Below are 26,578 nucleotides of genomic sequence, written 5' to 3'. Positions count from 1 at the left end.
CGCCAGGCTTTACGCTCCGCCTACCCTGTCACCTGACGTCGATAAGTCCGCTAATTTTAAGGCCAAATACTACCTTGCGCATAATTGATGAAGTTACCCACTTTTCAGTCCTACACGAGTAAAAACTGGGCAGCCAAGCCAATGACAAGCGTAGCCGCAAATGCCATGATCACCACGCCTCTATGCCATGGTTCCATTGCACCGGATGCCGGCTTCCCCAACCTGTACATCGGCACAATGATGCGCAGATATACAGCCAATGACAGTACACTGTTGACGATTGCCACGACTGCAAGCCAGGTAAACCCGACATCAATGGCGGCGGCAAAAAGCATAAACTTGCCGACAAAGCCAGCCAGTGGTGGTATGCCTACGAGTGACAACAGGAAAATCACCATTGCGATTCCGATCAGTGGCCGCCCGCGCCCCAGCCCGTCAAAATCTTTCAGACTCCGTCCTGTAGTAGCGACAACAGCGAAAGCGCCCAGGTTCATGGCCGCATACGCGGCAGCGAACAGAATGATCGATGGTAAGGCAAGGTCGCTGGAGCCAACCGCCAGAATGCCTAGCAAGAAATAACCGGACTGGGCAATTGATGAATAGGCCAGCAGCCGGATAAGGTTATCCTGCACCAGCGCCGCTAGGTAGCCATAGGTCATGCTCAGCACGGCCAGCCCCGCCATGACGACCACCCAGCCAGTTTCCGGGGGCAGCTCACGAACCACCTGCGTCAGCGCGAACAGAGCGCCAATCTTGGGCACTACTGACAGGTAGGCGGCTATCGACAAGGGTGCACCCTCGTAGGCGTCGGGTGCCCAGAAGTGGAACGGAACCAGTGATGCCTTGTAGCCCAGCCCCACAACCACAGCCACGAACCCGAGAATTACAGCCAGCGGCATCGTCTCCATGCCCGGCAGATCGGCGAGTAGCGTAGAGCCGGAGGCACCGAACCAGTAACTCAGGCCAAAAATCATGATCGATGTGGTGACTGAAGCAAACACAAAGAATTTCATGGCGGCTTCGGTCGCCGGATCGGTATCCGGATAAGCAACCAGGGCAAAAGTCGCCAGACCAGTCAGCAGCGTACCAAGCACCAGAAACATGGTGTCCCCTGCTCCCGCCAGCACCAGGGCACCCAGGGTGGAAAAAATCAGCAGGCTGTAGACCGTACCCTCGCGGGCGCTCCCCCGGACATCCACCCGCGCCAACAGCATCGAAAGCACCGTAGCCGGCAGCAAAATGAGCTTGGCCCAGAGACTCAACGTATCGATGCGGAAGCTGCCGTCAAACACCGTTGTATCAGTGCCCAGCAGGCGCAGGGTCATTCCCGTGGCCACAAACAGGCCAATAACGGCAACGACCAGGGAAATCTGGGGCCTGCGCAGCATCTCCGCGATCAGGGCACCAACCGCCGTCAACAATACGGTAATTTCCGGAGCTAATAAGGCGAGATCATGACCCATTACAGCACCAGTGCCGAGGTAGTCCGGTGAATGACGTCAAGCACCCAGGACGGCGCCACACCTGTGGAGACAGTGAGTACCAATAAGGGCGCCACTGCGAGAATTTCGCGTGGGCTCAGGTCCGGCATTTTATTCCAGCGATCCCGGGGCTCACCCAGAAATATTTCACGCAGAGCCTTGAGAAAAGTTCCGGCAATAATGGCAATACCCAGGATCACCACAACCGCGATGGGAGTGGTGCCAAGAGTCGCGAGGAATATCTGGAACTCAGCCGGGAAATGCGCCAGTCCCGGGAGCCCCAGAGAGGCGAAAGCAGCCAACACAAAAAACCATCCCAGCAGCGGCACTGTTGTTAGCAAGCCGCTAAACTCACCCATCTCGCGGGTATGAGCGCGCTCCTGGATCATTCCTACCAGAAAGAACAGTGCACTGGTGACCAAGCCGTGACTGAACATCTGCAGCACCGCGCCGTCTAGTGCCGTGGCGCGTATCGCCGGGTCCAGCGTTAACGCGGCCACGGAGACCCCGACGATCACGTAGCCCATGTGGTTGACGGACGTATAGGCCACCAGACGTTTGAGATCGGTCTGAGCCAAGGCAGCAAAGGCGCCGTAAATCGCGCTGACGACACCGAAGAACAGAACTACGATTCCGGCCTCGCGGAAAGCGTCTGGGGTCATTTGCAGGGCGAACCGCACCAGCCCGTAAGTTCCGAACTTAAGCATGATACCCGCCAGGATGACACTACCAACGGTCGGTGCCTGAACGTGGGCCGCAGGCAACCAGGTGTGTAACGGTATCGCAGGAATCTTGACCGCAAAGGTAATCAGCATGGCAATCAGCGCCCACATGGCCGCCGCTCCCTCCAAGGGAGGATTGGCAATCCAGGCCCGCATATCAAAGGTAGGATCAGGGCTACCGAGGTAAAGCCCCAGAATCGCGAGCAATAAAGGCAGGCTGCCCAGCAGGGTGTAAATAAAGAACATCAGCGCTGCACGCTGCCTATCCTCGTGTCCCCAACCGGCAATCATGAAATACATCGACACCAGAGAAACTTCGAAGAATACATAGAACAGAATCCCGTCCAGCGCGGTAAAGGTACCGATTGCCGAGGTCTCCAGAAGCAGTATCAAAGCCACGTAGGCGCGCGGACGATCACGAAGCGACGATGCGTAGATCAGGGAAACCAGGAATAGCACCGCACTCAGCAGCACCAGCGGCAGGCTGATGCCATCAACCCCGACACGGTAGGCGGCGCCGATGGCTGGCATCCATTCCAGCTCTTCAATCTGGGAAAAGCCCTCACCACCCACGCCCTGCAGCCACATGGCCAACGCGCCGATCAGCGTCAGGGCGGCACTGACGATTGCGATGCCGTGAACCGTCCGCGCCGTTGGCTTCGGCAAACACAGAATCAGCACAGCGCCGACAAGTGGCAAAAATAGGGTCAGAGATACTAGTGGTAACATGAGTACAGGGTTCCTTTAGAAACTCAGTGAAGCTGAAAACAGGATGACAACAAAAAGCACAGCGGTGGCTACCGCACTGATCGCCAGACTGTGGTGAATCATGCCGCTTTGCAGAGTTCTCGCCTGCGCGCCCAGTGCCCGCACACCGGCCACCAAGGCGAAGATCAGACCGTCGATACCGCGCTCATCCCCGCCCCTAACCCAGCGACTCACCGCCAGATTGGCACGGCCGACGCCAAGCACGGCCAAGTAAAAACGTTGTTCCAGGCGCTGGCCCCCACGGGCAATGATGAGAACTGCATGACCGACGCCAAGCGCGGCCAGGTAAAGATGGCTCTCCAGGCGGTCACACCCCCGGGCAACGGCCATTGCGGGCCGACCTACCCAGACGGTAAGCCCGCCCGCAACTACCAAACCCGATTCTGCCCATTGATGGGCAGGGCCAAGCAGACGCTGGACCGGCACCAGCCAACCCAAGGCCAGCCCACCCAATGCGGCGACCAGCCCGAGCAATATGGCGACGATGCCCGCGGTTTCCGGAGCGGGCAGATCAAGTATTGTTTCCAGGGGGCCAAAGGCCAGACCCAGCATAGCGGCGGGTATCGCCAGGCCCCAGATGCCAGCCCGCATCCAGCCAGTACCTTCGACCGGCCAGCTGTTGCCTGAGCCCTGCCATAGCTCCCGCAAAGCCCGGGCCATATAGGCGCCGGTTAAGAGAGTACCTACCAAGGCCAGAAGACCGAGCCAGACGGCGCCCTGCCCCGACAGCGCGGCAGCAATTACCGCATCCTTGGAGAAGAACCCGCTCAAAGGCGGGATGCCAGCCAGTGCCAGCGCTGCCAGTGCAAAGCTGGCAAAGGCCCAGGGTCGGTCTCGGGCAACGCCCGTCAACTGATCGAAAGCGGTACCCTCGCGGGCATGTTGAAAGTCACCGGCGGCAAGAAACAGGGTGCTTTTAATGACAGCATGAGCGAGCAGATGCAACAACGCGGCAAGCGGAACCCCGGCGCCCACTGCGATCAGCATCAGGCCGTATTGACTGGCCGTGGAAGCAGCCAACAGACGTTTGAGATCACGTTCAGCCAGCGCAATGCCCCCCGCTGCCACCGTGGTGATACCACCGACAAGCCCGACAGCGAAAAGCGCTTCAGGAGTCAGCAGCGGGGTCGACCGGATCAGCAGAATGGCGCCTGCCGCCACCAGCGTGGCCGAGTGCAGCAGCGCCGAGACCGGCGTCGGGCCGGCCATGGCGCGCATAAGCCAGTCCTGCAGGGGAACCTGGGCCGACTTGCCCATCGCCGCCAGCAGCAACAGAAGCCCGGCAATGGTGGACGCACCACCGCCAGCTTCCAGAGAGGCGGCAATCTCACTGGTCCCTGCGGACCCGATGAGTATGAATATCGCTACGTAAAGCCCGAGATCGGCGCTGCGAGTATAGAGAAAAGCGCGGCTGGCTGCGTTCGCGGCTTCGAGACGCTGGAACCAGAAGCCGATCAGCAGGTAACTGCACAGGCCGATCAGTTCCCAGGCCGCCAGCAGAAGAATCCAGTCGCCCGCCAGCACCAGCGCCTGCATAGCCGCCAGGAACATTGACATCACGGCATAGAAGCGTGTCTGACCGGATTCCCGCTTCATATAGCCGACGGCATAAATCAGCACGAACATTGCCACCGTGGCTACCGCCACAATCAGCAGCGCCGTCATTGGCCCGGCGACTAGGCGCAGTGGCATGTCCGGCAGGCCAGGCAGAAGTAGAGCTTCGGCCTGACCATCAACGACCTCGGCTAGAAGCCATAGACTTCCCGCCAGGCTGAGCATCGCTCCAGCCAGGGCCAACGCAGCGCTCCCACGGCGTAGTATCAACACGACCAGGGCGGCGATCAGCGGCGGTAGTATCGGCAGGAGTACTGCATTCATCCTTTCAGGTCCTCCGCTTCTTCCATCTCGACCGAACCCTTGGCCCGGAAGCGCGTAATAGCAACGCCAAAGCCGACCGCCATCTCCAGCGCCATGACCGTCATCACCACCAACACGAACATCTGGCCGGAATAGGCTTCCGGGTGCAGGAAGCGCCAGAAAGCCACCAGGTTCACCATGGCACCAGCCAGCATCAGCTCCACGCCCATCATAATCATCACCAGGTTGGTCTGGGACAGCGCGCCATAGACGCCAATACCAAACAGGATGGCGCCGGTCACAAGCGCCACTATCAGAACTATGGTCATTCCGATGCCTCCTTGTCGTCTTTACTCGCCAGGTTCTGCACCGGTATTGCCACGGCCGTGGCTGCAATCATCGCGGTTAGGATGGTGATGCCGGCGGTTTCGAAGATCATCATCGAGCGCCCGAGCAGCTCCATGCCCAGCGCTCGTGTTTGCGCTTCTGCGTCCACCACCTGCTCCGCTGCAGGGCCCCAGTTGGAGAGCAGCGCAACGGCGATTGCAACAACGGCGGCACTCCCCCCAGCACCGATCGAAAAACGTTTTTGATGGCTCATGTCCATACCGCCAAGCCCACCGGGATCCATCATGAACATAACCATGAAGATGGCCATGATGCTCATCTCCGTGGCCATCATCATGATTTGCAGTACACCCAGAAATTCGGTCTGCATCGCCAGAAACATGCAGCCGACGGCAGTCTGGGAAAACAGCAGCGCCAGCGCGGAACGGACCATCGAGGAGGTGCGAAACACCACCACGCCGAAGCCGATCGCGGCCAGTCCGAAAACGGTAACGAAAAAAGCCTGTGCGTACATTAGGGAACCACCAGGATCAGTAAACCGACAATAATGATATTGAGCAGTGCCAGGGGAATCCCCAGTATCCAGCACCACCGCATCAGATCTGCCTCGCGAATGCGTGGCAGGTAGCGACCAACGAGCAGCATAGACACGGCGACGGCGAGGGTCTTGATCAGGCTCCAGGCCCAAGGTGGCAGCAGCGGCCCATGCCAGCCGCCGAGGTAGAACACGGTAGTCGCCGAAGCCAGGGTAACCACCAGGGTCAGTCGGGCCAGACGAAGCACTGCCAGGCGCACCCCGGTGTACTCGGCGTCCACGCCCCCGCCAAGCTCTCCCTCTGCGGTAGGCAGATCGAAAGGCGCACGGAATGCCAATGCCATGGCCGCAATGAAAAACAGCACGAAGCCCAGGGGCTGGTAGACGATGTTCCATAGCACCGCCTGGGAGCCAACGATCGCGGTATTCAACAGGGATTCGGCGCGCATGGCCACGGCCGTGATCGGCATGACAATAAGCATGGAATAGGCAATAAGCTGGCCCAGAAAGCGCCAGCCACCGATCATCGCGTAGGCGCCGTCCGGCCCCCAGCCCGCCATGATCACCGCGACCAGCACATAAGCCAGGGCCGCGTTGATGAACAGAGCGCCCGTGCCAAGGTCTGCAATGATCAGGTCCGGCGCCAACGGCAGGACCGCCATACCCAGCACCGCGACAACCAGAAGAAGCACCGGCGCCGCCTCGAAGAAGACCCGGTCTGGTGAACGAGGCAGAATGGACTCACGGCCGAGGTGCGCCAGACCGCTGAACAGTGGCGCCGCCGGACTCAGGCGGCCAGTGACCATCCAGCCCTCGATGACGGCCAGCAGCCAGGCGCTACCAAACAATGCCAGCAGAACGATGGCGACGGTCACGAGATCACCTCCCAGGGCGAGAGGTCGAGCGATCCGGCCGCTAATAGCGCGTCGCCCAGTTCCTGGCCCTCAACAAGCTTCGGGACCAGGTCGATATGGTGACTGCACGCGGTGTCCAGCTTGTAGGATTTCACCTTTCCATGCTCCAGTTTCAGACTTAACCGGGCTTCGCCGCGGGGCGTATCAACGGTTGCCTCACCGGTTCCTGATACATCGCCGATGTCGCGTAGGGATGGCAGCTCCGGTTCGCCGCTCGCCTTGATCAGGTCAAGACTCGCAGTTACCTCGGCCAGACGTTGCCACAGGCGCGCCCAGGCATCCCCGCCTTCTTCCGCAGTACGCGATACTGGGCCGCGCAGGTCATAAGAGTCGGCTGGCAGTACGCCAATACCCTTAAGCCGCGATTTAAGCAAAGGCGTTCGTTCAAGGCGGGCCCCCAATGCCCGCAGTGATGGTTCCAGGGCCACAAGTCTGTCCCGGTCAGCCTCTCTGACCTGCAGTTGCAGAGTCGAAGCTTGCTGGGTCAGCCAGGCGAAGCCGAGCTGGCGCCCTGACTGAGCGAGCCAGCCAAGATGACTGCCGATGCGCTCACGCTCAAGGGCGCTATTACGGGCCTGAGTGAGCGCCTGATCGTCACTCAGCCCAGTCGCTTTCTCGATCGCAAGACATGCCAGTAAACGGTAGCTCACTGGCGCCAGCGGCACTGCCGAGGACAAGTGCTCGATGAATGTATCGGCATTCATCTCTTCGCTTTCCTGACTCCCTTCACCCTCTTCACCTTCGGTGGTTATACCCACCAGGGAGGTCGCCAGCCCTTCGGTTACGCCGTCACCGTCGAGCGTCAGGGTCAACTTCAGACCACCGGGCAAGCCAGGGAAAACCGGACCGAATGGCACCTCAAGCCAGTCCATCTGTAGACCGTCGGCGCTGCGCGGCAGGTCTTTGGTGACTTCAATCATCGACATGAATCCCGAGGCACCATGATCGTGACCGCCGTGATCATAGCCTTCATGATCGTGCGCGGCGCTCTCATCTGAGTCGCCCTCATCTTCAGCGTCCTCACGGACTACCAGATCCATCCCGCACTTGGGGCAGCTACCCGGCTCGTACCGGACGATTTCCGGATGCATGGGGCAGGTATATTCGGTTCCGGTATTTTCCTGTGAATGGTCGTGTTCGTTCCCGTCACCGTGGTCATGGTAATCATGCTCGTGCTCGGGGCCGTGGTGCTGGTGTTCGTCATGATGGTGTTCATGATCATGATCGGGCGTCGATTCCCCGGCTTCGCGGGCTACCAGGTCCATGCCGCATTTGGGACAGCTGCCCGGCTCGTCTTTAACGACTTCCGGGTGCATGGGGCAGACATACTCAATTTTGGCGTGCAGGACATCAGCGTCGAAATCTTCCGGCGAGTCGGTAAAGGCCCCGTCAGCCAATGCGCGCTGTAGTTTACCTACAGCTTCGGTCAGCTTCTCTTGCGACAGACCTACAGAAATATCGGCGCCAGGTAAAGTTGACGGTGCCTGCCCGCCGACCATGAGAATCGCGCGCGGCCGGGGCATCTGGGCGTAGAGCACGGCCACAGCATCGCTCATTTTTTCTGACAGCTCACCGACGATCAGGAGTACGCTGGCATCGCGAGGCGTATTACTAGTTCGCATGCCTGCCGCGGTCACGTCCAGACCATGTGCCAGGGCAATCTCGGGCCCGGGAACGACCAGACAGCCCAGATTATGCGCCAGAGCCCGGGAAACCAGTCTCTGCAGCACTGAGGGCCATTTCTGTCGTGCGCCCGTTATGTTTATTGCTGAATCAGAACTCATTGCCGCCTGAAAGCCCCCTGGCTCCATCCGTAAAGCAGGCCAAGAAACAGGATGGCCAGAAACACGCCCATATCAAGCAAAGCAACCATTCCTACTTCCTTGTAAACAACCGCCCACGGGTACATGAAAGCCATCTCCATATCGAAGGCCAGAAACAGTAGCGCGTAACCGTAGTAACGTGCGTGATAGCGACCCCATACCGGATCCCGCGACAACACTCCGGAACTCGCCGGCACATCCTTGCCCGGCTCCTGACGGGTTGGGCCTATCGCGCGAGCAAGCCCGTACAGACAGAAAACCGTACCTGCGATGCTGATCGTCAAGGCTAGTAACAGGCCATATTGTTCCAAAAGATTCATCAACTGTTCTCCATTTCATGCAACCACCCACCATAAGGGTAGCGCTGAATCCAGCAAAATTCTGGTCTACGGTCTCCTGAGAGCTATAAAATGCTGGCAAAAAATGTGTATACCTTGCCCCTTATCTACAACAAGAGCCGTTAAGTTGCGCGGCGAATTGTTGACCGGACATCCACCCATACGCCCAAGCATACCGAGACACCGTGCCCGGTGTATAACGGTTGTAGCTCTCATAAGGCACCGGCTGTTCTGCTAGATGCCAAGCCACTTCAGCTCAGCAAGATGTTTTGAATTACATTGCGATGTTTTACAACAGTCGTCGGCTGCATTCGAAGCTGGATTACACCAGCCCCAACGACTACGAATCAGCGATGGTTGTTGAGTTGAAAAAAGTAGCTTAATTGAGTTGTCACAAATTACTTGACCACTCCAAGTTGCCCGCGCTCTGGGCAATGGTCATCGCTTGGCATTGCTCGAACGATTAGCGCAGTCCAGCGCTGCCGATCTTTCCATAGGTAATGCCTCTCAGCACCTCCAGCAGCTGAGGCGAGCCGGTTTAGTGATCGCTAATCGTTCGGGCAAGCAGATGATTTATCGGCTGACCGACGAGCGAATTATCACCTTGCAGGGGCTGCTCAGGCAGGTCGCCGAGACCAACCTGGCTGAGATGGAGCGGTTGGTAAGCCAGCTATTTGCCGAAGACGACGCGAGTGGGGCCCTGGAAGCCGTATCGAGACGTGAGCTTTTGGCCGCCTTGGAGCGCGGCGAGGTGGCCCTGCTTGACGTGCGCCCTGAGGACGAATATCGGGCAGGACATCTGCCGGAGGCGATTAATATCCCGCTGAAGCAGCTGAAGGCGATGCTCGACAATCTGCCCCGCGACAAGGAGATTGTTGCTTACTGTCGAGGCCCCTATTGCGCACTCTCGCATGAAGCCGTCCAACGCCTTCGACAGTTGGGGTACCGGGTTCGACGCTTCGAAGAAGGCTACCCCGAGTGGAAAGCGGCGGGCCTGCCTGTGAACTAGCCATGAGCAACTCACTGCTGACTCAGAAACTGTGGGTTTGGCTAGCCATTTTCTTCAGCATCCTAGCGAGAATAGCGCTGGCAAAGCTGGCCCAGGAACTGTTCTGAACCGGCCTACTAATGGCCGCACTTAGTATCATGATTATTACTACCACACCTGATAAGAACGTTAACTGGAGATGAACATGAGCAACGGTAGCCAATCTCATAACAACACGCTTGTCCGTTTTAATGATCTACTGTCTGAAGCCAATGCAGTAGTACCGAAGCTTTCACCCGCCGAGGCAGCAGAGAAGCTTCGTTCAGAAGAGGTGCTCATATTGGACGTGCGTGACCCGTCCGAGGTAGAGGAAAGCGGCAAGATCAAAGGCGCAGTGAACGTCTCGCGTGGTCTGTTAGAACTGAGCGTCGATCCCGAGGGTCCTCACTACAGTCAGGTATTCCAAAATGACAAGACGATTTTGGTTTACTGCGTCGTGGGCATTCGCTCTGCCGTCGCCGGAAAAACGCTCCTGGACATGGGTTACGAAACCGTCTTTAACATCGGCGGATTCAAGGAGCTTGCTGATGCCGGAATAGAGACCGAAAAAGCATAGCTTTCGGTGTGTTGTAGCTTGAGTAAAACACTTAGCCTGTCATTGGTCTGAAGCAAGCCACCATTATCTCTTTGAATCTGGCCCTGGATTACAAAGTGCCTTTCAAGGTGTTGTGGCTGACCTCTCCACTACTCCCTATGAGCATTTAGAAATGTGCAAAAATCATTCATTTTAACTTTTGCACATAGTGAAAAGCTTTGGGCGTATATTTGAAACACCTAAAAGGCCGCTTTGGGTCGTCAACAGCCTCACCTCTATAAGATTAGCGTGAAGCTCCGCAGCCGGCCAGGAGCGGTCTTTTAGGCATTACTGATGTAGCGACTTAACGCCTGAGCTCAGTGGCGTTTGAGGCGACAGACGATTTTGCGGAAGCGCATTTGGCTGGCGGGTCAAACGTCCTCTGCAGCGATTTGTTAGATTTCCGGCTCGCCATCGCCTCGCTCTTGAGTGGCCCAATTTTCGTAGTACGGCATCAGGACGAACCGTAGAACGAGCCACCACAGGTAGACACAGTACGGTTGCTGGAACGTTCCCCATGTCACCAATCCGTGTGACACTTGGTTTCGCAGATTTCCGTAGGTTCTCTCGATCAAGATTCCCTTGAGATCTGCGACGGCGTCTTTCCCGAAGATTTCTTCAGTCTTTGGGTGATCCAGCAAGGCTCCGATTCTCAGCGCTTCCTGAATCCCAGATGGGTTCAGTGTCGAAACGCGTTCCCCCGCTCCTTTGAGTACGTGTCGAAGTGAATTCTCCAGCAAGGGGAGCAGGAGAGAGGTTGCAACGATGAAATCCCGACTGAGGCCCGCCCACAACGCCTTCGCATATAGCCTCTCTTGCCCGGGCTCCACAAAAGGATTGTTGACAACGACGGACAAAATGTCTTGCTCAGATATGGCGTGTTCGGTGATCAGGACATCAATCGCGGGAGCTAGTTGACCAATGACTATGAACTGGTGCTCATGCGCCGCGAGGCGATAGACCTCTCGGCTCGATACCCCGTCTTCGCTACGGAAACTACCCTCAGACTTCGCAATCACCTTGCCTTCTCTATCAAGATGCACGCCACCAAACAATGATGAAAGCGGGTATTTTTGCGCCAACTCTTGCGCTTGTGCCCTAAGTTTCTCGTAGTTCGGTTGTGCCGCAAGTCCAAAAGCAAGCTTGAAGAGGGCGTCAGTGGCTTCGAGCCCCTCCATCGCCTCAACGGTCGCCTTCAAAATGTCAGTGATATCAACAGAATGATCGAATTGTCCCATCTCTGAGAGAGATTGCTTTTGGAAATTGAGCAGTTCCTGATAGAGCTCTTCGCGCGTCTCTTTTGAGCCAGGAACGGCCTTATACGCTTCCACCGCCTTCTGCATCCAGTGTGATGCAAGCATTCCCGATTTGCCGTGCATCCGAGCACATGCAGCGTACGACTCCGCTAGCTGAACTTGAGCCCCGTTCGCCGCTGCTTCGTCACCCGCTGCCCGGGCTGCTTCAACGGCCAGGCGCCAGTATTCTTCCGCTCGATGATAGTCGGAAGCTTCTTGAGCGATTTTCGCAATGGCCGTGGCGCGCTGATGCAGATCGGAGGGATCGCCGTAGCCAAATTGCAACAACAGCGATATTGACCTTGCGGTCAGAAACCGCTGGCCTGTTGCAGAGTGCTCCTCTATCCAGCCCAGCAGAACATTGGCGACCGATTGGCACAAATCCGGCTCTTTTCGGCGGAATAAGCTGGCAAGCCGTAGAGCGCGTTCGGCCGCTTCCGCTGAAAAAGTCCAATGGTCCAGATCGAAACCATCATGAGCTGCTTCGATGTAGCTCGCAACCGCAGCCTTTGCATCCTCTGGTCGTCGTTGACGCAACCACAAGACATCAGAAATCCTAGCTCGAATCTCGATGCTGCGAATGTGAGGGAGAATCGCTTGCAACCGTTCTAGATCATCCTCGCCCAAATCTGACGGAATTGCAGAACGTCTATCTGAGCTCTGAAACAAGGCATCGAATGGTTCTGTTGGATTGGACTGGCGGAACTGATACGAAGCGACTTCACCAACCGGCTTGAGGTACGGCTTGAGCTTTTCGGCTGTCGCGTCATCCCGCGCTTTCGAGAGTATCTCGCCGTGGCAATAGACGCACTCACCCTTTCGGGCTTTTTCGACGATCGCATTGACCATCACCGCCGCTTCTTCAGCATCGCTCATACGTTACCCCGGAAATCTAACAGTGATTGGGCTGCGCGTCCTGATATTGGATGAACAACGTCGCGCGTTTAACAGTTTTATCCGACGCACCACATTTCTTCCAACCCATTGATTTTAAATGCGTATAACCATATCTCTGCCACCTATCTAAAATTCGCGCGCGGGCGCGTTTTGCCAGAACCAATTCAACCAACTTTTTCCTACGATTAACAACCGGATTATTTGCAGACTACGGGTTGTGTTGAACAAGCTTAAGCGAGTCTAAAATAGACATAAAAATAGCCTCCTGTTCTGTATAACTACACTGTAGCTTCAGAATCAGGAGGCTGTCATCCTCTTTCATCCGAAGAATCTAAACACCCAATCAGGCACTCCGAATAAAATTGACCAGGCACCAACAGGGACTGTTACAATATAGAAAAGAGGAAACAGCCCAACAACAAACATCATAAAACTGCCAATCTGTATTGCAACCCATAGCCAGTACAGCCCACCTAGACCAAGCAAAAGCATACCCCCATACATGAGGATGCCAAAGAAAAGGTTAAAAGCATTTGTAAAAAAATTCATACCCCATCCTTAATAGATAATATAAAACACTAAAACTGAGCTAACGGCCTCATAGTCTTCAACATAGTATTGCTTGCCGCCACAATAATGGTTGAACTCATTCTGCAAAGACTGCGCCCTTGTAACCAGCTCATAGCTCCAGTCGCTTCGACTTGCTCATGTCTTTAACTTTCAATAGATAAGCTCCTAACGAACAAATTTACAGGGCTCTTAGTGCTTAGCGCCTTGGCTTTGCAGCACACCAGCAGCTCTCAACAGCGTATTAGATGGCGCGTTCTATGATTGAGTGAGCGTGTTGGCACTTTTTTCCGGCAAATTCAGCCTACCAGCTTCTTCCAAGCCTATGATTCTTATGCTATTAATTTCCATCAGGCCGTATAATTAAATTTCGCGCACCTGCTGCATTTTCCGGAATGTCCGCTCAGGGTCGAACCCTGACTGTAAATTAACCTTAAGTGCCTGATCATAAATTTCCGTGTAACATCGATTTTAAAATCACTGACACGGATAAACCTATGGCAAGGCGTCGCTTTGTTGATCCTCTCACAAAGTCTGAACAGCAGGCACTAACCACGGCCTATCATCAAAGCGAGAAGCGGGCTTTACGTCGACGTGCGCACGCCATCCTGCTGAGTGATCAGAGCCATACCATCAACCAGATCAGTGACATTCTGCAGGTTCGCCGCGATGCCGTCTCTCGATGGCTCAAACAATGGGAAACGTTGGGGCTTGACGGGCTCGCCGATAAGCCCCGCAGTGGTCGGACACCTATTCTGGACGAGCACGACTACCAGCGATTGAAAGAAATGGTTGTTGAACAGCCTCATCAGATTCGATCCTTACAGGCTCGGTTTCAGGAAGAGACTGGCAAGACAGTTAGCACGGTGACCCTTCGCCGGGCGTTGAAAAAAAAATGATCTCAGCTTCAAGCGCATTCGGCATTCACTGAAGGCACGGCGTAACGAAAGGGATTTCCGCAATACTCAGGGCCTTCTTAAGGCGCTTCAGCAGCAGGAAGACGAAGGCGAGCACGAGCTTTACTATTTTGATGAATCGGGTTTTTCCCAATCGTCGTCAGTGCCATACGCGTGGAGCCCTGTCGGTCAACCCTGCGAAGTGACCGCCTACTCTCGTAGCCGAAGACTAAACGTATTAGGGTTCCTCAGCCGTGCAGGGAAGCTTGTCTACCATACCACGACGGAATCAGTGACGGCCGAGACGGTCATCGAAGCCTTCGACAAGTTTGTGGCTCAGAAAGACCCTGACACCTTCGCCGTTGTGGTGCTCGACAATGCCAGTATGCATCGCTCCATGGCCTTCAGAAGAAAAATAGTGGAATGGATGTCGCATCGTGTGCATCTGATCTACCTATCAGCTTACTCGCCAGAGCTGAATCTGATTGAGATTTTGTGGAAGCAGATGAAGTATGCATGGTTGCCGCTAAGCGCCTACCTTTCGTTTGACCGCCTCTGCAATGAGGTTCATCGCCTACTCGGCGGCTATGGAGTTTTGCACGCGATTAATTTTGAATAGGCACTTAGCACATGACGAGCGTGAATTGAGCCATTCTTTAACCTCCACCTGGAGGATCATGCCATGAACGTTACGAATGAAATCTCATGTACACCTTGGAATAAAGGTAAGCTGGTTGGCCAGAAGGCTCCACTGCGCCTTAGAGATATTTGGGCCATCCGTGTGCGTCTACAGATTGCCAATAAGACAAGAGACCTCGTCCTCTTCAATTTAGCCATCGATAGCAAATTACGAGGCTGCGACCTCGTCAATTTACGAGTACGGGATATAGCCCATGGTGCGTGCATATCCCCACGAGCCATTGTGATGCAGCAAAAGACACATAGACCTGTCCAGTTCGAAATAACCGAGCAAACCCGTGTCGCTATTGTGGACTGGATAAAGCTTGCTCAACTCAGAAGCGAAGACTTCTTGTTTCCCAGCCGCATTAATAGCGCAAAGCATCTGTCCACGCGCCAATATGCCCGTATCGTGAAAGCCTGGGTCACCGAAATAGGTTTAGATGCGTCAATTTATGGCACGCACACGATGCGCCGCACCAAAGCGTCACTGATATATCGTCGTACGAAAAACTTGGCTCTTCGTCGTTGGGTGTGGAATTCGCCCTCTGAGCTGAGCCAGAATATTGCCTCCATATTAGCAGGAGGTACGACATGGACGGCACCCAGATTTTAACACTCGGCCTTGGCCTGGAAGCGCCCTGGATTCTCAAGGATCAGCACCTGGATACCGCTGTGTCGCCTCACCGCCTGGAGCTGTATGTCGAGGCGGAGCGTGGCAGCCTCTATCCCTGTCCAGAGTGCGGTAAGGCCTGCCAAGCCCACGACTTTGCTGACAAAACCTGGCGACATCTGAACTTCTTTCAGCACCATTGTTACTTGCATGCTCGCGTCCCTCGTACAAAGTGTCCTGAACATGGCGTCAAACGCATAAAGGTGCCCTGGGCGCGGCCCGGCAGTGACTTTACCCTGTTGTTCGAGCAGGCGGCCATGTCGCTCGTCAAGGAGATGCCAGTGCTGGCTGTCTCCCGGCAGTTGGAGATTTCCGACAAACGACTATGGCGCATCGTGCACCACTACGTGAACCGCATGCTGGGAGAGCTGGATCTGTCCAATGTGACCATGGTTGGCGTGGACGAAACCGCGTCCCGACGCGGGCATCGTTACGTCACCGTGTTCCTCGATATGCAGCGCAAGCAGGGTAAGCGCCCTTAAACCGGCATCTACCGCTCTCGCTTTTATCCCCTCACACTGATGCCATCAGATCTTTGTGAGGGGGTGTCATGACGCATCAAGAACGTGAGCAATATTGGCAGCAACAAGTCACCGAATGGCAAACCTCTGGCTTGTCCGGCATGGCGTTTTGCAAGCAACAAGCGCTAAAGTACCATCAGTTTTCTTACTGGCGTCAAAAGCTCTTGGCCAGCGCATCGTCAACAAAAGAGCCAGTCGCCAGTTTTGCCACCGTCGCATATCCCAATACCGGCACCGCAAAAGAAATAGACTCCACGGGGCTTACGGTATCACTGCCCGGCGGTATCACGGTCACGGGCTTGCACGCGGGCAACGTGGCGTTACTGGGCGATATCCTGAGGCAACTGTGAAGCGGCCGCGCTATTTACGCCCCGCGTGGGAAATGCCCGAGATCTACCTGTACCGCGCACCGGTCGATTTTCGCAAGCAAGCCAACGGCCTGGCGTTACTGGTGGAGCAAGAACTGGGACACAACCCCTTTAGCGGGGCGCTGTATGCCTTTACTAACCGGCAGCGAAATAAAATCAAGTGCCTGATGTGGGAAGACAATGGCTTCGTGCTCTACTACAAGGCGCTGGCCGAGGAGCGCTTCAAGTGGCCCGGCCCCTCGGATGACGTTATGGCGTTGACTGGCGAGCAGATCAACTGGCTGTTGGATGGCTACGATATCACCCTGATGCGCGGCCATAAAACACTGCATTACGACAGCGTCGGATAGGCCATAAAGCTCTTATTTTCAGTGCTTTAACACACCGAATCTGGTATCATTGGCCCATGAAAAAGCACCCCGAAGTCTCCTCCCAACTGCCTGATCTCAGTGGCCTCTCCGCCGCTGAGGTAGTGGCTCTTGTGGCGGGGCTTCAGCAACAGGTGACGGCTCAACAGACGGCGTTACAGCAACGTAATCTCTATATTCAATTGCTCGAAGAGAAGCTGCGCTTGCAGCGCATTCAGCAGTTCGCCGCGCGCAGTGAAAAGTCTGCGAACCAGGCTCATCTGTTCGATGAGACGGAGTTGGAAGCTGACATCGAGGCGCTACGCGATCAGTTACCCGACGATGTCGAAGAGCAAGACGCGCCGCGTCCCTCACGTCAACGTCGCCAACGTGGCTTCTCCGACACTCTGGTCCGTGAGCGTATTGAGCTTACGCTCAGCGAAGAAGAAAAAGTCGGGGCGACCAAGACCTTCTTCGCCAAGGTAAAAGAAGAGCTTCAGTTCATCCCCGCGCAGCTGAAAGTCCTCGAATACTGGCAGGAAAAAGCGGTGTTCCCGCTTGAGGGCAACGACCATCTCCTTACTGCGGAGCGTCCGGTTCATCCGCTAGGCAAGTGCACGGCGTCGACGTCACTGCTAGCGTACGTGATCACCTCCAAGTACGCAGACGGTTTGCCGCTGTACCGCTTGGAAGGCATGTTCAAGCGGTTAGGCCACGCTGTTAGCCGCACGCAGATGGCCAACTGGATCATCCGCCTGAATGACGTCTTCACGCCCTTGATCACGCTGATGCGCGAAGTGCAAAACAGCAGCGCGTATCTGCAAGCCGATGAAACGCGGCTGCAAGTGCTCAAGGAAGACGGCAAGACCGCTCAGTCAGATAAATGGATGTGGGTCACCCGAGGTGGCCCACCGGATCAACCGTCGGTGCTCTTTGCCTACGACCCGTCCCGCGGCGGCAGCGTGCCGGTGCGCCTACTCGACGACTTCTCAGGGATCCTGCAGGCCGATGGCTACGCCGGTTACGGCCAGGTATGCCGTGCCAACGGCATTACCCGCATTGGCTGTTGGGACCATGCGCGACGCAAGTTCGTGGAAGCGTCTAAGGCAGCCAAGGTCAACGCGAAAGGCAAGGGCGCCACGCCGGCCAAGGCCGAGGTAGGGCTTAGCCATATCAACAAACTCTACGCCATCGAACGGCAGATCAAGGATCTCAGCGAAGTGGAACGCTACCGTGTCCGCCAGGAGCTGAGCCTTCCGCGTCTTGAGGCCTTCAAGGCTTGGCTAGAGGCTAATGTTACCCGCGTCATGAAAGGCAGCCTGACGCGTCAGGCGATGGAATATACGCTGAACCAATGGGACTTCCTCATCGGCTATTGTGCGCGCGGCGACCTGCATATCAGTAATGTTCTGGCAGAAAACGCCATTCGCCCGTTTGCCGTTGGTCGAAGAGCCTGGCTGTTCGCGGATACCTCCCGCGGCGCTCACGCCAGTGCCACCTGTTATTCACTCATCGAAACGGCAAAAGCCAATGGCTTGGAGCCTGCTGCCTATATCCATTATGTGCTGGAGCACATCGCCACCGCTGATACGTTAGAGGCACTGGAAACGCTGCTGCCCTGGAACGTGAACTTGGCGCCCGCCGAAAAAAAGTGAAAGAACACGGCTAGGTCAAGTGTGTCGATTTAAGGGCGCTTACCAAGCAGGAACCGGTGATTTTCGCTGTTCCAGGCTGCGGCAAGGACACCATCAAGGCGTTCAGTGCCTTCCTGGCGGCTCATGGTGGCGATGTGGACAATGTGGTCGAGGTTGTCTGTGACATGTCACCTGCTTTCCTTAGTGGCGTCACCGAGTCTCTTCCCAAGGCGGAGGTAACGGTCGACTGGTTCCATATCGTGCAGACCTTCACCAAGCGACTGGACGAGGTGCGCAAGAAAGAACGCCGCGAGCAGAAACACCCCAAGTCGCTGCGCTGGGCACTGTTGAAGAGCCTGGAAAATGAGAACCACACACCTAAACAGATATCGGCACTTCAGGAGCTGGTTGCCGATCAGAGCGCCACGGCCGATGCTTGGGTGATCAAGGAAAAGTTAAGCTGGATCCAGAAAGCGTCAACGCCCAGGGCAGCGCGTTGGCGGATCACGAACTACCTAAAAATCATGAAAGCAGCAGTTTCTGAGAAGCCTCTACTGAAGCCGATGGGGAAAGCGCTGGAGACACTTGAGCGACACGCTAAAGCGGTAGTCAGGCGCTGGCACTCGGGGCTGACAAACGCGCGACTAGAAGGAATGAACGGCCTGTTTCAGGCGGCTCGTTCACGTGCACGGGGCTACCGAAATGAAGCTAATTTCATTGCTATGATTTACCTGATTGGTAGCCCGGTGGGCCGCCTGCTTGATCAGGCCAAATCCACATGAAATGACGAAGAGCCTTATTTATTATCTTAAAATCAGGAGTATAAGGGTTAGTTTTCCCATGAATTGAGTAAGTAAAGCCTATAGGCTGGGCAATGAAAGACTTAACTTGGGGGGAGTATTCAAAATGGTAGCAGGCATCAAATTCTAGGGAAGACTCTACAGTGTGAGCAGAGGCAGTTTTGAAGCTAGCAAATTTGTAGAGGTTCTTGACACGGGAATGACGGAGCTTACGCCTGTACATGACAACACCCCATTTCGTAGGTTTACTACAAAAATAGGTTATGTCACGAGAAACCGCAAATTATGTCATTTTATCCGGAATTTATGTCAAAACAGACCGGAAACGACATAAATGGAGGCGGCCCCAAAAGCCACATCCCGGCACACGCAGCCACCACTACCGTTGCTCCCTTCCGGGCCTGGCGGGGTTTGCAGTTTAGCGTTGCGGGAGGACCTAAGGGGCCACCATAACGGCGCCGTCATAAAAATTGCGCCTACGCTGTGGTGGCTACGCCCTGATTTGAACAGGGGACCCCATCATTATGAGTGATGTGCTCTAACCAGCTGAGCTACGTAGCCTTTTCCCTCACAGCGGGTGCAGATTATGCATGCTTGGTTAACGAAAGGCAAGCCTTGCATGCGAAGAATCTTTGGCCTTGTTAATAGGCATAAACAACACTATCGGTAGGCCTTGCTGAATGCAGCGCCACTTTATTGATTGAACGTTCAATAAAAAAATGTCACCATATGGCTTTCGTTTACGCCCGGATGGCAGACCTGCCTTTAGGGTGTTTCAGGTTATCAGGAGATTGCTGTGCCTAAGGTAGGAATGGAGCCAATACGCCGTCAACAGTTGATCAAAGCCACCATGGAAGCCATTGACGAAGTGGGCCTGGCGGAAGCTACTGTTATTCAGATTGCCCGCCGTGCGGGCGTATCCGCTGGCATTATTAGCCATTATTTCGGTGGCAAGAATGGCCTTTTAGAGGCCACCATGCGCCAGATTCTGACAGACCTTAACAATGCCGTTGCAGCTCGGCGCAAGGCGCTGGAAGACGATACGCCCCGCGCCCATATCGGCGCCATTATTGAAGGCAACTTCGACCGCACCCAGGTCACCGGCCCTGCGGCCAAAACCTGGCTGGCGTTCTGGGCCAGCAGTATGCACAAACCCGTGTTGCAACGGCTGCAGTATGTCAATGATCGCCGCCTGTACGCCAACCTCTGCTACCAGTTTCAGCGGGTAATGCCCCGCCGTGATGCCAGAAACGCCGCCCATGGCCTGGCTGCCATGATCGACGGCCTGTGGTTGCGCGGTGCGCTGGCGCCCGAAGGGCTTGATGCCGCCGAAGCGCGCTATCTGGCCCACACCTATCTGGATCAATTACTGCGTCATCATGGCTGCCACCAGTCGGCCTCTACCACACTCACGTATTAACAGGAGACCCCCATGGCCACTCAGGAGATTCAGCCGCTTTATATCAACGGTCGCCCGGTAAGCGCCACTTCCGGCGAAACCTTCAGTGTTTCCAACCCCTACGATGGCAGCCATCTGGCCACCATCGGCCAGGCAAGCCAGGCCGATGTGGATAGCGCCGTGGCAGCCGCCCAGCGCGGCCAGCGCGAGTGGGCCGCCATGAGCGGCATGCAGCGCGCACGCATCATGCTGCGCGCCGTTGAGCTACTGCGCGAGCACAACGATGAACTGGCCGAACTGGAAACCCGCAACACCGGCAAACCAATCAGCGAGACTGCAAGCGTCGATATTGTGACCGGTGCCGATGCGCTGGAATATTACGCGGGCCTGGCTCCTGCTATTGAAGGTAGCCAGATTCCGCTGCGCGATAGCTCCTTTGTCTATACCCGCCGTGAGCCACTGGGAGTGATTGGTGCGATTGGCGCCTGGAACTACCCCATCCAGATCGCCTGCTGGAAAGCCGCCCCTGCCCTGGCAGCCGGTAACGCCATTGTTTTCAAGCCCAGCGAAGTGACCCCGCTGACCGCCACCTGTCTGGCGGAGATTTTCACCCAGGCAGGCCTGCCGGATGGCGTGTTCAACGTGGTACAGGGTGATGGCCGCGTGGGCGCCATGCTTACCGAGCACCCAGGCATCGACAAGGTCACCTTTACCGGTGAAGTGGGCACAGGCAAGAAGGTCATGGCCGCTGCCGGTGGCTCGACGCTTAAAGACGTCACCATGGAACTGGGCGGAAAATCGCCGCTGATTGTGTTTGCTGACGCCGATCTTGATCGTGCAGCGGACGCGGCCATGATGGCCAACTTCTATTCCAGCGGCCAGATCTGTACCAACGGCACCCGGGTGTTTGTTGAGCGTAACGTTAAAGAAGCCTTTGAGGCCAAGCTGGTTGAGCGCGTCAAGCGCATCAAGGCCGGCGACCCCATGGACCCTGAGGTCAACTTCGGCCCCCTGGTCAGCTTTGAACATCAGGAAAAAGTGCTTTCCTATATTGCCATCGGCCAACAGGAAGGCGCGCGCACCCTGGTCGGCGGAGAACACTGGAACAGCGGCGACTGGGCCAAGGGTGCCTGGGCCTCGCCGACGGTATTCACCAACTGCAGTGACGAGATGCGCATCGTCAAGGAAGAGATCTTCGGCCCGGTGATGTCCGTGCTGGCCTTTGATGATGAAGACGAGGTGATTGGCCGCGCCAACAATACCCATTACGGCTTGGCCGCTGGGGTATTCAGTGAAAGCCTCAACCGTGCGCATCGGGTTATTCATCAGTTGCAGGCGGGTATCTGCTGGGTCAATACCTGGGGCGAGTCACCGTCTGAAATGCCAGTGGGTGGCTACAAGCAATCAGGCATTGGCCGCGAAAACGGCATCGAAACCCTTAACCACTACACCCAAACCAAGTCTGTGCAGATTGAAATGGGTTCGTTTGAGTCAGTGTTTTAAGGAGTCCCCATGTCTGAACTACGTGAATTTGATTACATCATTATCGGCGCAGGCTCGGCGGGTAACGTGCTGGCTACTCGGCTGACCGAAGACAGCGACGTCAGCGTCCTGCTGCTGGAAGCCGGTGGCCCTGATTACCGTTTCGATTTTCGCACCCAGATGCCTGCGGCGCTGGCCTACCCGCTGCAGGGCAAGCGCTATAACTGGGCCTTTGAGACCGACCCGGAACCGCACATGGATGGCCGACGCATGGAATGCGGACGCGGCAAGGGCCTGGGCGGTTCCTCGCTGATCAACGGTATGTGCTACATTCGCGGCAATGCTCTGGACTACAACAACTGGGCCAAACAGCCCGGCCTGGAAGACTGGGATTACCTCAGCTGCCTGCCCTACTTCAAAAAGTGCGAAACCCGCGATATCGGCCCTAACGACTATCACGGTGGCGATGGCCCGGTCAGTGTGGCCACGCCAAAAGCGGGCAACAACCCGCTGTATCGCACCTTTATTGAGGCTGGCAAGCAGGCAGGTTACCCGGAAACCGAGGACGTCAACGGCTACCAGCAGGAAGGCTTCGGCCCTATGGACCGTTTCGTCACCCCCAAGGGGCGGCGGGCATCTACCGCGCGGGGCTATCTGGATATCGCCAAACAGCGCAGCAACCTGACCATCGAAACCCATGCGGTCACTGATGTGATCGAGTTTGAGGGCAAGCGTGCCGCGGGCGTGCGTTACGAACACAAAGGCCAGACGCACCAGGTGCGCGCTCGTCGCGAGGTCTTGCTGTGTGGCGGGGCGATTGCCTCGCCGCAGATCCTGCAACGCTCCGGGGTGGGTAACCCTGAATGGCTGAAAGAGCTGGATATCCCGGTGGTTCATGACCTGCCGGGTGTGGGTGAAAACCTGCAGGATCATCTTGAAATGTACATTCAGTATGAGTGTAAGGAGCCGATCTCCCTCTACCCGGCGCTGAAATGGTACAACCAGCCCAAAATTGGCGCGCAGTGGCTGTTTAATGGCACCGGGGTCGGCGCCAGCAACCAGTTTGAAGCCTGTGGCTTTATACGCAGCGATGATGCGGAGGAGTGGCCGAATCTGCAGTACCACTTCCTGCCCATCGCGATCAGCTACAATGGCAAGAGTGCCGTTCAGGCCCATGGTTTTCAGGCCCATGTGGGCTCGATGCGCTCCCCAAGCCGCGGGCGTATCCGCTTGACCTCCAAAGACCCCCATGCGGCGCCCAGCACTCTGTTCAACTATATGTCCCAGGAAAAGGACTGGCAGGAATTTCGCGATGCCATCCGCCTGACCCGGGATATCATCGCCCAGCCGGTGTTTGACAAGTACCGTGGCCGTGAAATTTCCCCCGGCCCGGATGTGCAGAGCGACCAGGAACTTGACAGCTTCGTCAAGCAGCACGCCGAAACCGCGTATCACCCCTGTGGCAGCTGCCGCATGGGGGAAGACGATATGGCGGTGACTGACGGCCAGGGGCGCGTTCATGGCCTTGAAGGCCTGCGGGTGGTAGATGCTTCCCTATTCCCGGTGATTCCCACCGGCAACCTTAACGCCCCGACTATCATGCTGGCGGAAAAGATTGCCGACCAGGTACGCGGCAAGACACCTCTGCCCCGTGCTCAGGTCGATTATTACGTTGCCAAGGGCGCGCCTGCCAAACAGGCCTGAAAAATACGCACTTTCTGGTAAAAATCGCGATCAAAACGCCATGACATCCTGTCATGGCGTTTTTTGTTGCCGGTAAAAAAACACCAAAAAACTTGCGTTCGTCGCCCGGCCTCTGCCAATATTCAAACATGCGTTTAAATCTTTCATTTAACGATGACCTCTGACGCTACCTAACTCAAATAACAGGAGTGCGCTATGTTCACTTTACTACTCATCCTCTTGGCAATTGTCGGCCTGCTGGTGGTCATGCGCCGCGAAGCGGGTGCCAAAGCCGCCCTCGCGGTGCTGGTGGTGCTCGGTGTTGCCGGCCTTGTTCTGGACGCTGCCGTCATCGGCACCCTCTTGCTGATCGGTGCCGCTGTCACGGCCATCGCCGGTTTGCCCGCCCTGCGCCGCCAGTGGCTGACGCCACGGATTTTTGCGATTTTCAAAAAGGTCGCGCCCAAGGTCTCTGATACCGAACGCACCGCGCTGGAAGCGGGCAGCGTTTCCTGGGATGGCGAGCTGTTTTCCGGCAAGCCCCAGTGGGAAACCTTGCTGGCCTTCAAGGATGACGGCCTGCGCGATGATGAACAGGCTTTTCTGGATAAACAGTGCACCCAGGCTGCCAGCCTGTGCAACGCCTGGGATATTGCCCGTGAACGCGCCGACCTGCCTCAGGAAGTCTGGGATTACCTGAAGAAGGAAGGCTTCTTTGGGATGATCATTCCCAAGGAATACGGCGGCCTGGGCTTCTCGGCCAAGGCGCAGTCCATGGTGCTGCAAAAGCTTTCTTTCAATGAAACCCTGATGGTCACCGTCGGCGTACCTAACTCCCTCGGCCCAGGTGAGCTGCTGCTTAAATACGGTACGGATGAGCAGAAAAACCATTATCTGCCGCGCCTGGCCGATGGACGTGAAATCCCCTGCTTTGGCCTGACCGGCCCGCGTGCAGGCTCGGATGCCACCTCCCTGCCGGATACCGGCATCGTCTGCAAGCAGATAGTGGATGGCAAAGAAGTGCTGGGCGTACGCCTGAATTTTGAAAAGCGCTGGATCACTCTGGCACCGATTGCCACCGTGGTTGGCCTGGCGTTTCGTCTGTTTGACCCGGACAAGCTGATCAGCGAAGAAGAAGATCGAGGTATTACCCTGGCGCTGATTCCGCGTGAAACCGAAGGCATGGAAATTGGCCGTCGTCACCATCCGATTGGCAGCCCCTTCATGAACGGCCCGATCAAGGGCAAGGATGTCTTTGTACCGCTGGATACCATTATCGGTGGCAAGGAAATGATTGGTGAAGGCTGGCGCATGCTGGTGGAATGCCTTTCCATCGGGCGCTGCATCACCCTGCCCTCCGGTGCCAGCGGCGTTGCTCGCTACGCTCTGGGCTGGAGCGGTGGCTTTACCCGCATTCGCCGTCAGTTCAACGTGCCGGTGGCGGAAATGGAAGGCGTTCAGGAGCCGCTGGCGCGAATTGCCTCACTGGCCTATATCTCAACGGCGACCGTTTATCAGACTGCCAACCTGATTGACCATGGGGAAAAACCGGCGGTGCCCTCGGCAATTCTGAAAAGCCAGCTGACCGAGTTCCAGCGTGTGCTGCTCAGCGATGCCATGGATGTCCACGGCGGCAAAGGGGTGACCTTAGGCCCACGCAACTACCTGGGTATTGCGTACAGTGCCAACCCGGTGGCGATTACCGTGGAAGGCGCCAATATCATGACCCGTAACCTGATGATCTTTGGCCAGGGGGCCATTCGCTGCCACCCTTATGTGCTTGAGGAGTTGGCAGCTAAAGACGCCAATGATGTCAAGGCCTTTGATAAAGCCTTCTTCAGCCATGCAGGCATGATCTTTGGCAATGCCGCCCGCGCCTTTACCCAAGGGCTGGGGCTGGGTAAACCGGCGGTTCCCTTTGATGGACCAGCCAAGGCCTATGCCGAGGATATTGCCCGGCTTTCTGCAGGCTTCAGCCTGTGTGCCGATGCGGCCATGGCCAGCCTGGGGTCATCCCTGAAAAAACGCGAAATGATCTCGGCGCGCCTTGGGGATGTACTCTCCAATCTTTACCTGGCGTCCATGGTACTCAAGCAGTGGCAAAGCAGCGACAAGGTAGACGGTGAAGAAGCCCTGCTGCATTACAGCTGCCGTTTCCTGTTGCAGCGTGCTGAGCAGGCGTTTGTGGAACTTTTCGACAACCTGCCCAACCGTGCGCTTGGCAAGGCGCTTAAGGTCATGGTCATGCCCACGGGTCGGCGCTGGAACAAACCCCATGACGATCTGGCGCGTGATATTGCCCAGCGGGTATCCACCCATAGCACCTTGCGCAGCAAACTGCTTGGCAACACCTGGAGTGAGGATGGTGAGGTGCGCAACCCGCTGGCCCGCTATAACGCCTTGCTGCTCGACTATGAGCGCGCTGAAACCCTTTACCGCACTGTTAACAAGGCCTATGCCAAGGGCGAGCTGCCGCCAACCGCCTTGCACCCTGAACAGCGGATTGAAGCAGGCCTGGAAAAGGGCTTGATCAGTGCAGAGGATGCTCAGTTCATGCGCACTTTCGAAGCTGAAGTGCTGGAAATGCTGACCGTCGATGACTTTGCCTATGATGCTTTTGCCAACGACAAGTCCACCCTGATTGACCACAACGCTAAAGTGGCCAAAAGCGCGACGACTCAACCCCAGGCTGAGACCAGCTAGGAAGCCGCGAGCGCTCAATCGCTTTACTTGATCAACCTTTGGCCCTGGAGAAATCCGGGGCTTTTTTGTGCGTGATCGTGGCGTTATTTCTACAAACGCACTTGCTGACGATAATTTAAGGTGTTTGATTTCGAACATTCGTCTTAAGACGATAGTCTAAGCCCATTCTTAAAAGTGCCCTCCCGGCTTCGAAATAAATATATTTATCTATTTAAATCAAATAGTTA

21 protein-coding genes, 1 tRNA gene, 1 other RNA gene and 3 pseudogenes are annotated in these 26,578 nt (G+C 56.2%); 14 read left to right on the top strand and 12 right to left on the bottom strand.

Features of this window, described 5'->3' with window-relative positions; genetic code table 11:
* Window positions 1-110: 110 nt before the first annotated feature.
* Genes OR573_06975 through OR573_06940 form a run of 8 tightly spaced genes read right to left on the bottom strand, consistent with a single transcriptional unit; the run spans window position 111 to window position 8,768 of the window.
* Window positions 111-1,463, bottom strand: a complete 1,353-nt coding sequence (locus OR573_06975) for an NADH-quinone oxidoreductase subunit N (protein ID XGA81366.1) — start codon at window positions 1,461-1,463, stop codon at window positions 111-113.
* Window positions 1,463-2,932 (bottom strand): NADH-quinone oxidoreductase subunit M, encoded by a 1,470-nt coding sequence (locus OR573_06970; GenBank protein ID XGA81365.1) that lies wholly within the window; start codon window positions 2,930-2,932, stop codon window positions 1,463-1,465. Before OR573_06970 ends, OR573_06975 begins: the two co-directional genes overlap by 1 nt.
* A gap of 15 nt (window positions 2,933-2,947) precedes the next feature.
* Window positions 2,948-4,849: a proton-conducting transporter membrane subunit gene (locus OR573_06965; GenBank protein XGA81364.1), complete on the bottom strand. Its 1,902-nt coding sequence runs from the start codon at window positions 4,847-4,849 to the stop codon at window positions 2,948-2,950.
* Window positions 4,846-5,157 (bottom strand): NADH-quinone oxidoreductase subunit NuoK, encoded by a 312-nt coding sequence (gene nuoK, locus OR573_06960; protein ID XGA81363.1) that lies wholly within the window; start codon window positions 5,155-5,157, stop codon window positions 4,846-4,848. The genes OR573_06965 and nuoK overlap by 4 nt, the downstream gene beginning before the upstream one ends.
* A complete protein-coding gene (locus tag OR573_06955) occupies window positions 5,154-5,690 on the bottom strand; it encodes an NADH-quinone oxidoreductase subunit J (protein XGA81362.1) in 537 nt (178 codons plus the stop codon). The genes nuoK and OR573_06955 overlap by 4 nt, the downstream gene beginning before the upstream one ends.
* On the bottom strand, window positions 5,690-6,586 hold the full coding sequence (locus OR573_06950; protein XGA81361.1) for an NADH-quinone oxidoreductase subunit H: 897 nt from the start codon (window positions 6,584-6,586) through the stop codon (window positions 5,690-5,692). Before OR573_06950 ends, OR573_06955 begins: the two co-directional genes overlap by 1 nt.
* Window positions 6,583-8,355, bottom strand: a complete 1,773-nt coding sequence (locus tag OR573_06945; protein XGA81360.1) for a hypothetical protein — start codon at window positions 8,353-8,355, stop codon at window positions 6,583-6,585. The genes OR573_06950 and OR573_06945 overlap by 4 nt, the downstream gene beginning before the upstream one ends.
* 50 nt (window positions 8,356-8,405) lie before the next feature.
* A complete protein-coding gene (locus tag OR573_06940; protein XGA81359.1) occupies window positions 8,406-8,768 on the bottom strand; it encodes an NADH-quinone oxidoreductase subunit A in 363 nt (120 codons plus the stop codon).
* Between the two features lie 272 nt (window positions 8,769-9,040).
* Between OR573_06940 and OR573_06935 the strand changes: the two are divergent.
* From OR573_06935 to OR573_06925, 3 genes and pseudogenes are all read left to right on the top strand, one after another.
* Window positions 9,041-9,169 (top strand): annotated as a pseudogene (locus tag OR573_06935) (IS3 family transposase).
* Between the two features lie 68 nt (window positions 9,170-9,237).
* On the top strand, window positions 9,238-9,795 hold the full coding sequence (locus OR573_06930; protein XGA81358.1) for a rhodanese-like domain-containing protein: 558 nt from the start codon (window positions 9,238-9,240) through the stop codon (window positions 9,793-9,795).
* 184 nt (window positions 9,796-9,979) lie between these two features.
* Window positions 9,980-10,390 (top strand): rhodanese-like domain-containing protein, encoded by a 411-nt coding sequence (locus tag OR573_06925; GenBank protein ID XGA81357.1) that lies wholly within the window; start codon window positions 9,980-9,982, stop codon window positions 10,388-10,390.
* Window positions 10,391-10,803: 413 nt separating this feature from the next.
* Here the strand turns inward: OR573_06925 and OR573_06920 are convergent, their stop codons facing one another.
* Window positions 10,804-12,579: a DUF4209 domain-containing protein gene (locus OR573_06920; GenBank protein XGA81356.1), complete on the bottom strand. Its 1,776-nt coding sequence runs from the start codon at window positions 12,577-12,579 to the stop codon at window positions 10,804-10,806.
* Between the two features lie 339 nt (window positions 12,580-12,918).
* The gene (locus OR573_06915) at window positions 12,919-13,149 is read right to left on the bottom strand and encodes a hypothetical protein (protein ID XGA81355.1); all 231 of its coding nucleotides are present in this window, start codon (window positions 13,147-13,149) and stop codon (window positions 12,919-12,921) included.
* A 515-nt stretch (window positions 13,150-13,664) separates the two neighbouring features.
* Between OR573_06915 and OR573_06910 the strand changes: the two genes are divergently transcribed.
* The 7 genes and pseudogenes from OR573_06910 to OR573_06880 all read left to right on the top strand — a co-directional run bounded on the left by OR573_06910 (window position 13,665) and on the right by OR573_06880 (window position 19,066).
* A protein-coding gene (locus tag OR573_06910; protein ID XGA81354.1) for an IS630 family transposase occupies window positions 13,665-14,682 on the top strand; the annotation gives its coding sequence in 2 pieces (ribosomal slippage) (window positions 13,665-14,054 and window positions 14,056-14,682; 1,017 coding nt in all).
* 63 nt (window positions 14,683-14,745) lie between these two features.
* Complete coding sequence (locus tag OR573_06905) at window positions 14,746-15,357, top strand: tyrosine-type recombinase/integrase (GenBank protein ID XGA81353.1); 612 nt, start codon at window positions 14,746-14,748, stop codon at window positions 15,355-15,357.
* Window positions 15,336-15,878 (top strand): annotated as a pseudogene (locus tag OR573_06900) (transposase family protein). The gene OR573_06905 and the pseudogene OR573_06900 overlap by 22 nt, the downstream one beginning before the upstream one ends.
* An 86-nt stretch (window positions 15,879-15,964) precedes the next feature.
* Window positions 15,965-16,285, top strand: a complete 321-nt coding sequence (locus OR573_06895) for a hypothetical protein (GenBank protein ID XGA81352.1) — start codon at window positions 15,965-15,967, stop codon at window positions 16,283-16,285.
* Between the two features lie 32 nt (window positions 16,286-16,317).
* On the top strand, window positions 16,318-16,653 hold the full coding sequence (tnpB, locus tag OR573_06890; protein ID XGA81351.1) for an IS66 family insertion sequence element accessory protein TnpB: 336 nt from the start codon (window positions 16,318-16,320) through the stop codon (window positions 16,651-16,653).
* 56 nt (window positions 16,654-16,709) lie between these two features.
* Window positions 16,710-18,305 (top strand): IS66 family transposase, encoded by a 1,596-nt coding sequence (locus tag OR573_06885; GenBank protein ID XGA81350.1) that lies wholly within the window; start codon window positions 16,710-16,712, stop codon window positions 18,303-18,305.
* Between the two features lie 53 nt (window positions 18,306-18,358).
* Window positions 18,359-19,066, top strand: a pseudogene (locus OR573_06880) (transposase).
* A 362-nt stretch (window positions 19,067-19,428) separates the two neighbouring features.
* On the opposite strand, the gene ffs reads toward OR573_06880, so the two are convergent.
* Both ffs and OR573_06870 read right to left on the bottom strand, forming a co-directional pair.
* Window positions 19,429-19,525, bottom strand: an RNA gene (ffs, locus tag OR573_06875) — signal recognition particle sRNA small type.
* A gap of 43 nt (window positions 19,526-19,568) precedes the next feature.
* Window positions 19,569-19,645 (bottom strand) — tRNA-Met (locus tag OR573_06870).
* A gap of 235 nt (window positions 19,646-19,880) precedes the next feature.
* Here OR573_06870 and betI point away from each other — a divergent pair.
* The 4 genes from betI to OR573_06850 all read left to right on the top strand — a co-directional run bounded on the left by betI (window position 19,881) and on the right by OR573_06850 (window position 26,351).
* A complete protein-coding gene (gene betI, locus OR573_06865) occupies window positions 19,881-20,504 on the top strand; it encodes a transcriptional regulator BetI (protein XGA81349.1) in 624 nt (207 codons plus the stop codon).
* A gap of 12 nt (window positions 20,505-20,516) precedes the next feature.
* A complete protein-coding gene (gene betB, locus OR573_06860) occupies window positions 20,517-21,986 on the top strand; it encodes a betaine-aldehyde dehydrogenase (protein ID XGA81348.1) in 1,470 nt (489 codons plus the stop codon).
* 9 nt (window positions 21,987-21,995) lie between these two features.
* Complete coding sequence (gene betA, locus OR573_06855) at window positions 21,996-23,669, top strand: choline dehydrogenase (GenBank protein XGA81347.1); 1,674 nt, start codon at window positions 21,996-21,998, stop codon at window positions 23,667-23,669.
* Window positions 23,670-23,864: 195 nt separating this feature from the next.
* Window positions 23,865-26,351, top strand: coding sequence for an acyl-CoA dehydrogenase (locus OR573_06850; protein XGA81346.1), 2,487 nt, complete (start codon window positions 23,865-23,867; stop codon window positions 26,349-26,351).
* Window positions 26,352-26,578: the final 227 nt, after the last annotated feature.

The sequence above is a fragment of the Halomonas sp. CH40 genome (assembly GCA_041875495.1).
Classification (GTDB): Bacteria; Pseudomonadota; Gammaproteobacteria; order Pseudomonadales; family Halomonadaceae; genus Vreelandella.
Note: the sequence above shows the minus strand (reverse complement) of the source record. Positions and strands in the feature narration are given on the sequence as shown.

What these genes read in the sequence shown, in the direction of transcription:
- OR573_06975 (XGA81366.1), bottom strand. Translation starts at nt 1,463, where the DNA reads ATGGGTCATGATCTCGCCTTATTAGCTCCGGAAATTACCGTATTGTTG.
- OR573_06970 (XGA81365.1), bottom strand. Translation starts at nt 2,932, where the DNA reads ATGTTACCACTAGTATCTCTGACCCTATTTTTGCCACTTGTCGGCGCT.
- OR573_06965 (XGA81364.1), bottom strand. Translation starts at nt 4,849, where the DNA reads ATGAATGCAGTACTCCTGCCGATACTACCGCCGCTGATCGCCGCCCTG.
- nuoK (XGA81363.1), bottom strand. Translation starts at nt 5,157, where the DNA reads ATGACCATAGTTCTGATAGTGGCGCTTGTGACCGGCGCCATCCTGTTT.
- OR573_06955 (XGA81362.1), bottom strand. Translation starts at nt 5,690, where the DNA reads ATGTACGCACAGGCTTTTTTCGTTACCGTTTTCGGACTGGCCGCGATC.
- OR573_06940 (XGA81359.1), bottom strand. Translation starts at nt 8,768, where the DNA reads ATGAATCTTTTGGAACAATATGGCCTGTTACTAGCCTTGACGATCAGC.
- OR573_06925 (XGA81357.1), top strand. Translation starts at nt 9,980, where the DNA reads ATGAGCAACGGTAGCCAATCTCATAACAACACGCTTGTCCGTTTTAAT.
- OR573_06920 (XGA81356.1), bottom strand. Translation starts at nt 12,579, where the DNA reads ATGAGCGATGCTGAAGAAGCGGCGGTGATGGTCAATGCGATCGTCGAA.
- OR573_06915 (XGA81355.1), bottom strand. Translation starts at nt 13,149, where the DNA reads ATGAATTTTTTTACAAATGCTTTTAACCTTTTCTTTGGCATCCTCATG.
- OR573_06905 (XGA81353.1), top strand. Translation starts at nt 14,746, where the DNA reads ATGAACGTTACGAATGAAATCTCATGTACACCTTGGAATAAAGGTAAG.
- OR573_06895 (XGA81352.1), top strand. Translation starts at nt 15,965, where the DNA reads ATGACGCATCAAGAACGTGAGCAATATTGGCAGCAACAAGTCACCGAA.
- tnpB (XGA81351.1), top strand. Translation starts at nt 16,318, where the DNA reads ATGCCCGAGATCTACCTGTACCGCGCACCGGTCGATTTTCGCAAGCAA.
- OR573_06885 (XGA81350.1), top strand. Translation starts at nt 16,710, where the DNA reads ATGAAAAAGCACCCCGAAGTCTCCTCCCAACTGCCTGATCTCAGTGGC.
- betB (XGA81348.1), top strand. Translation starts at nt 20,517, where the DNA reads ATGGCCACTCAGGAGATTCAGCCGCTTTATATCAACGGTCGCCCGGTA.
- betA (XGA81347.1), top strand. Translation starts at nt 21,996, where the DNA reads ATGTCTGAACTACGTGAATTTGATTACATCATTATCGGCGCAGGCTCG.
- OR573_06850 (XGA81346.1), top strand. Translation starts at nt 23,865, where the DNA reads ATGTTCACTTTACTACTCATCCTCTTGGCAATTGTCGGCCTGCTGGTG.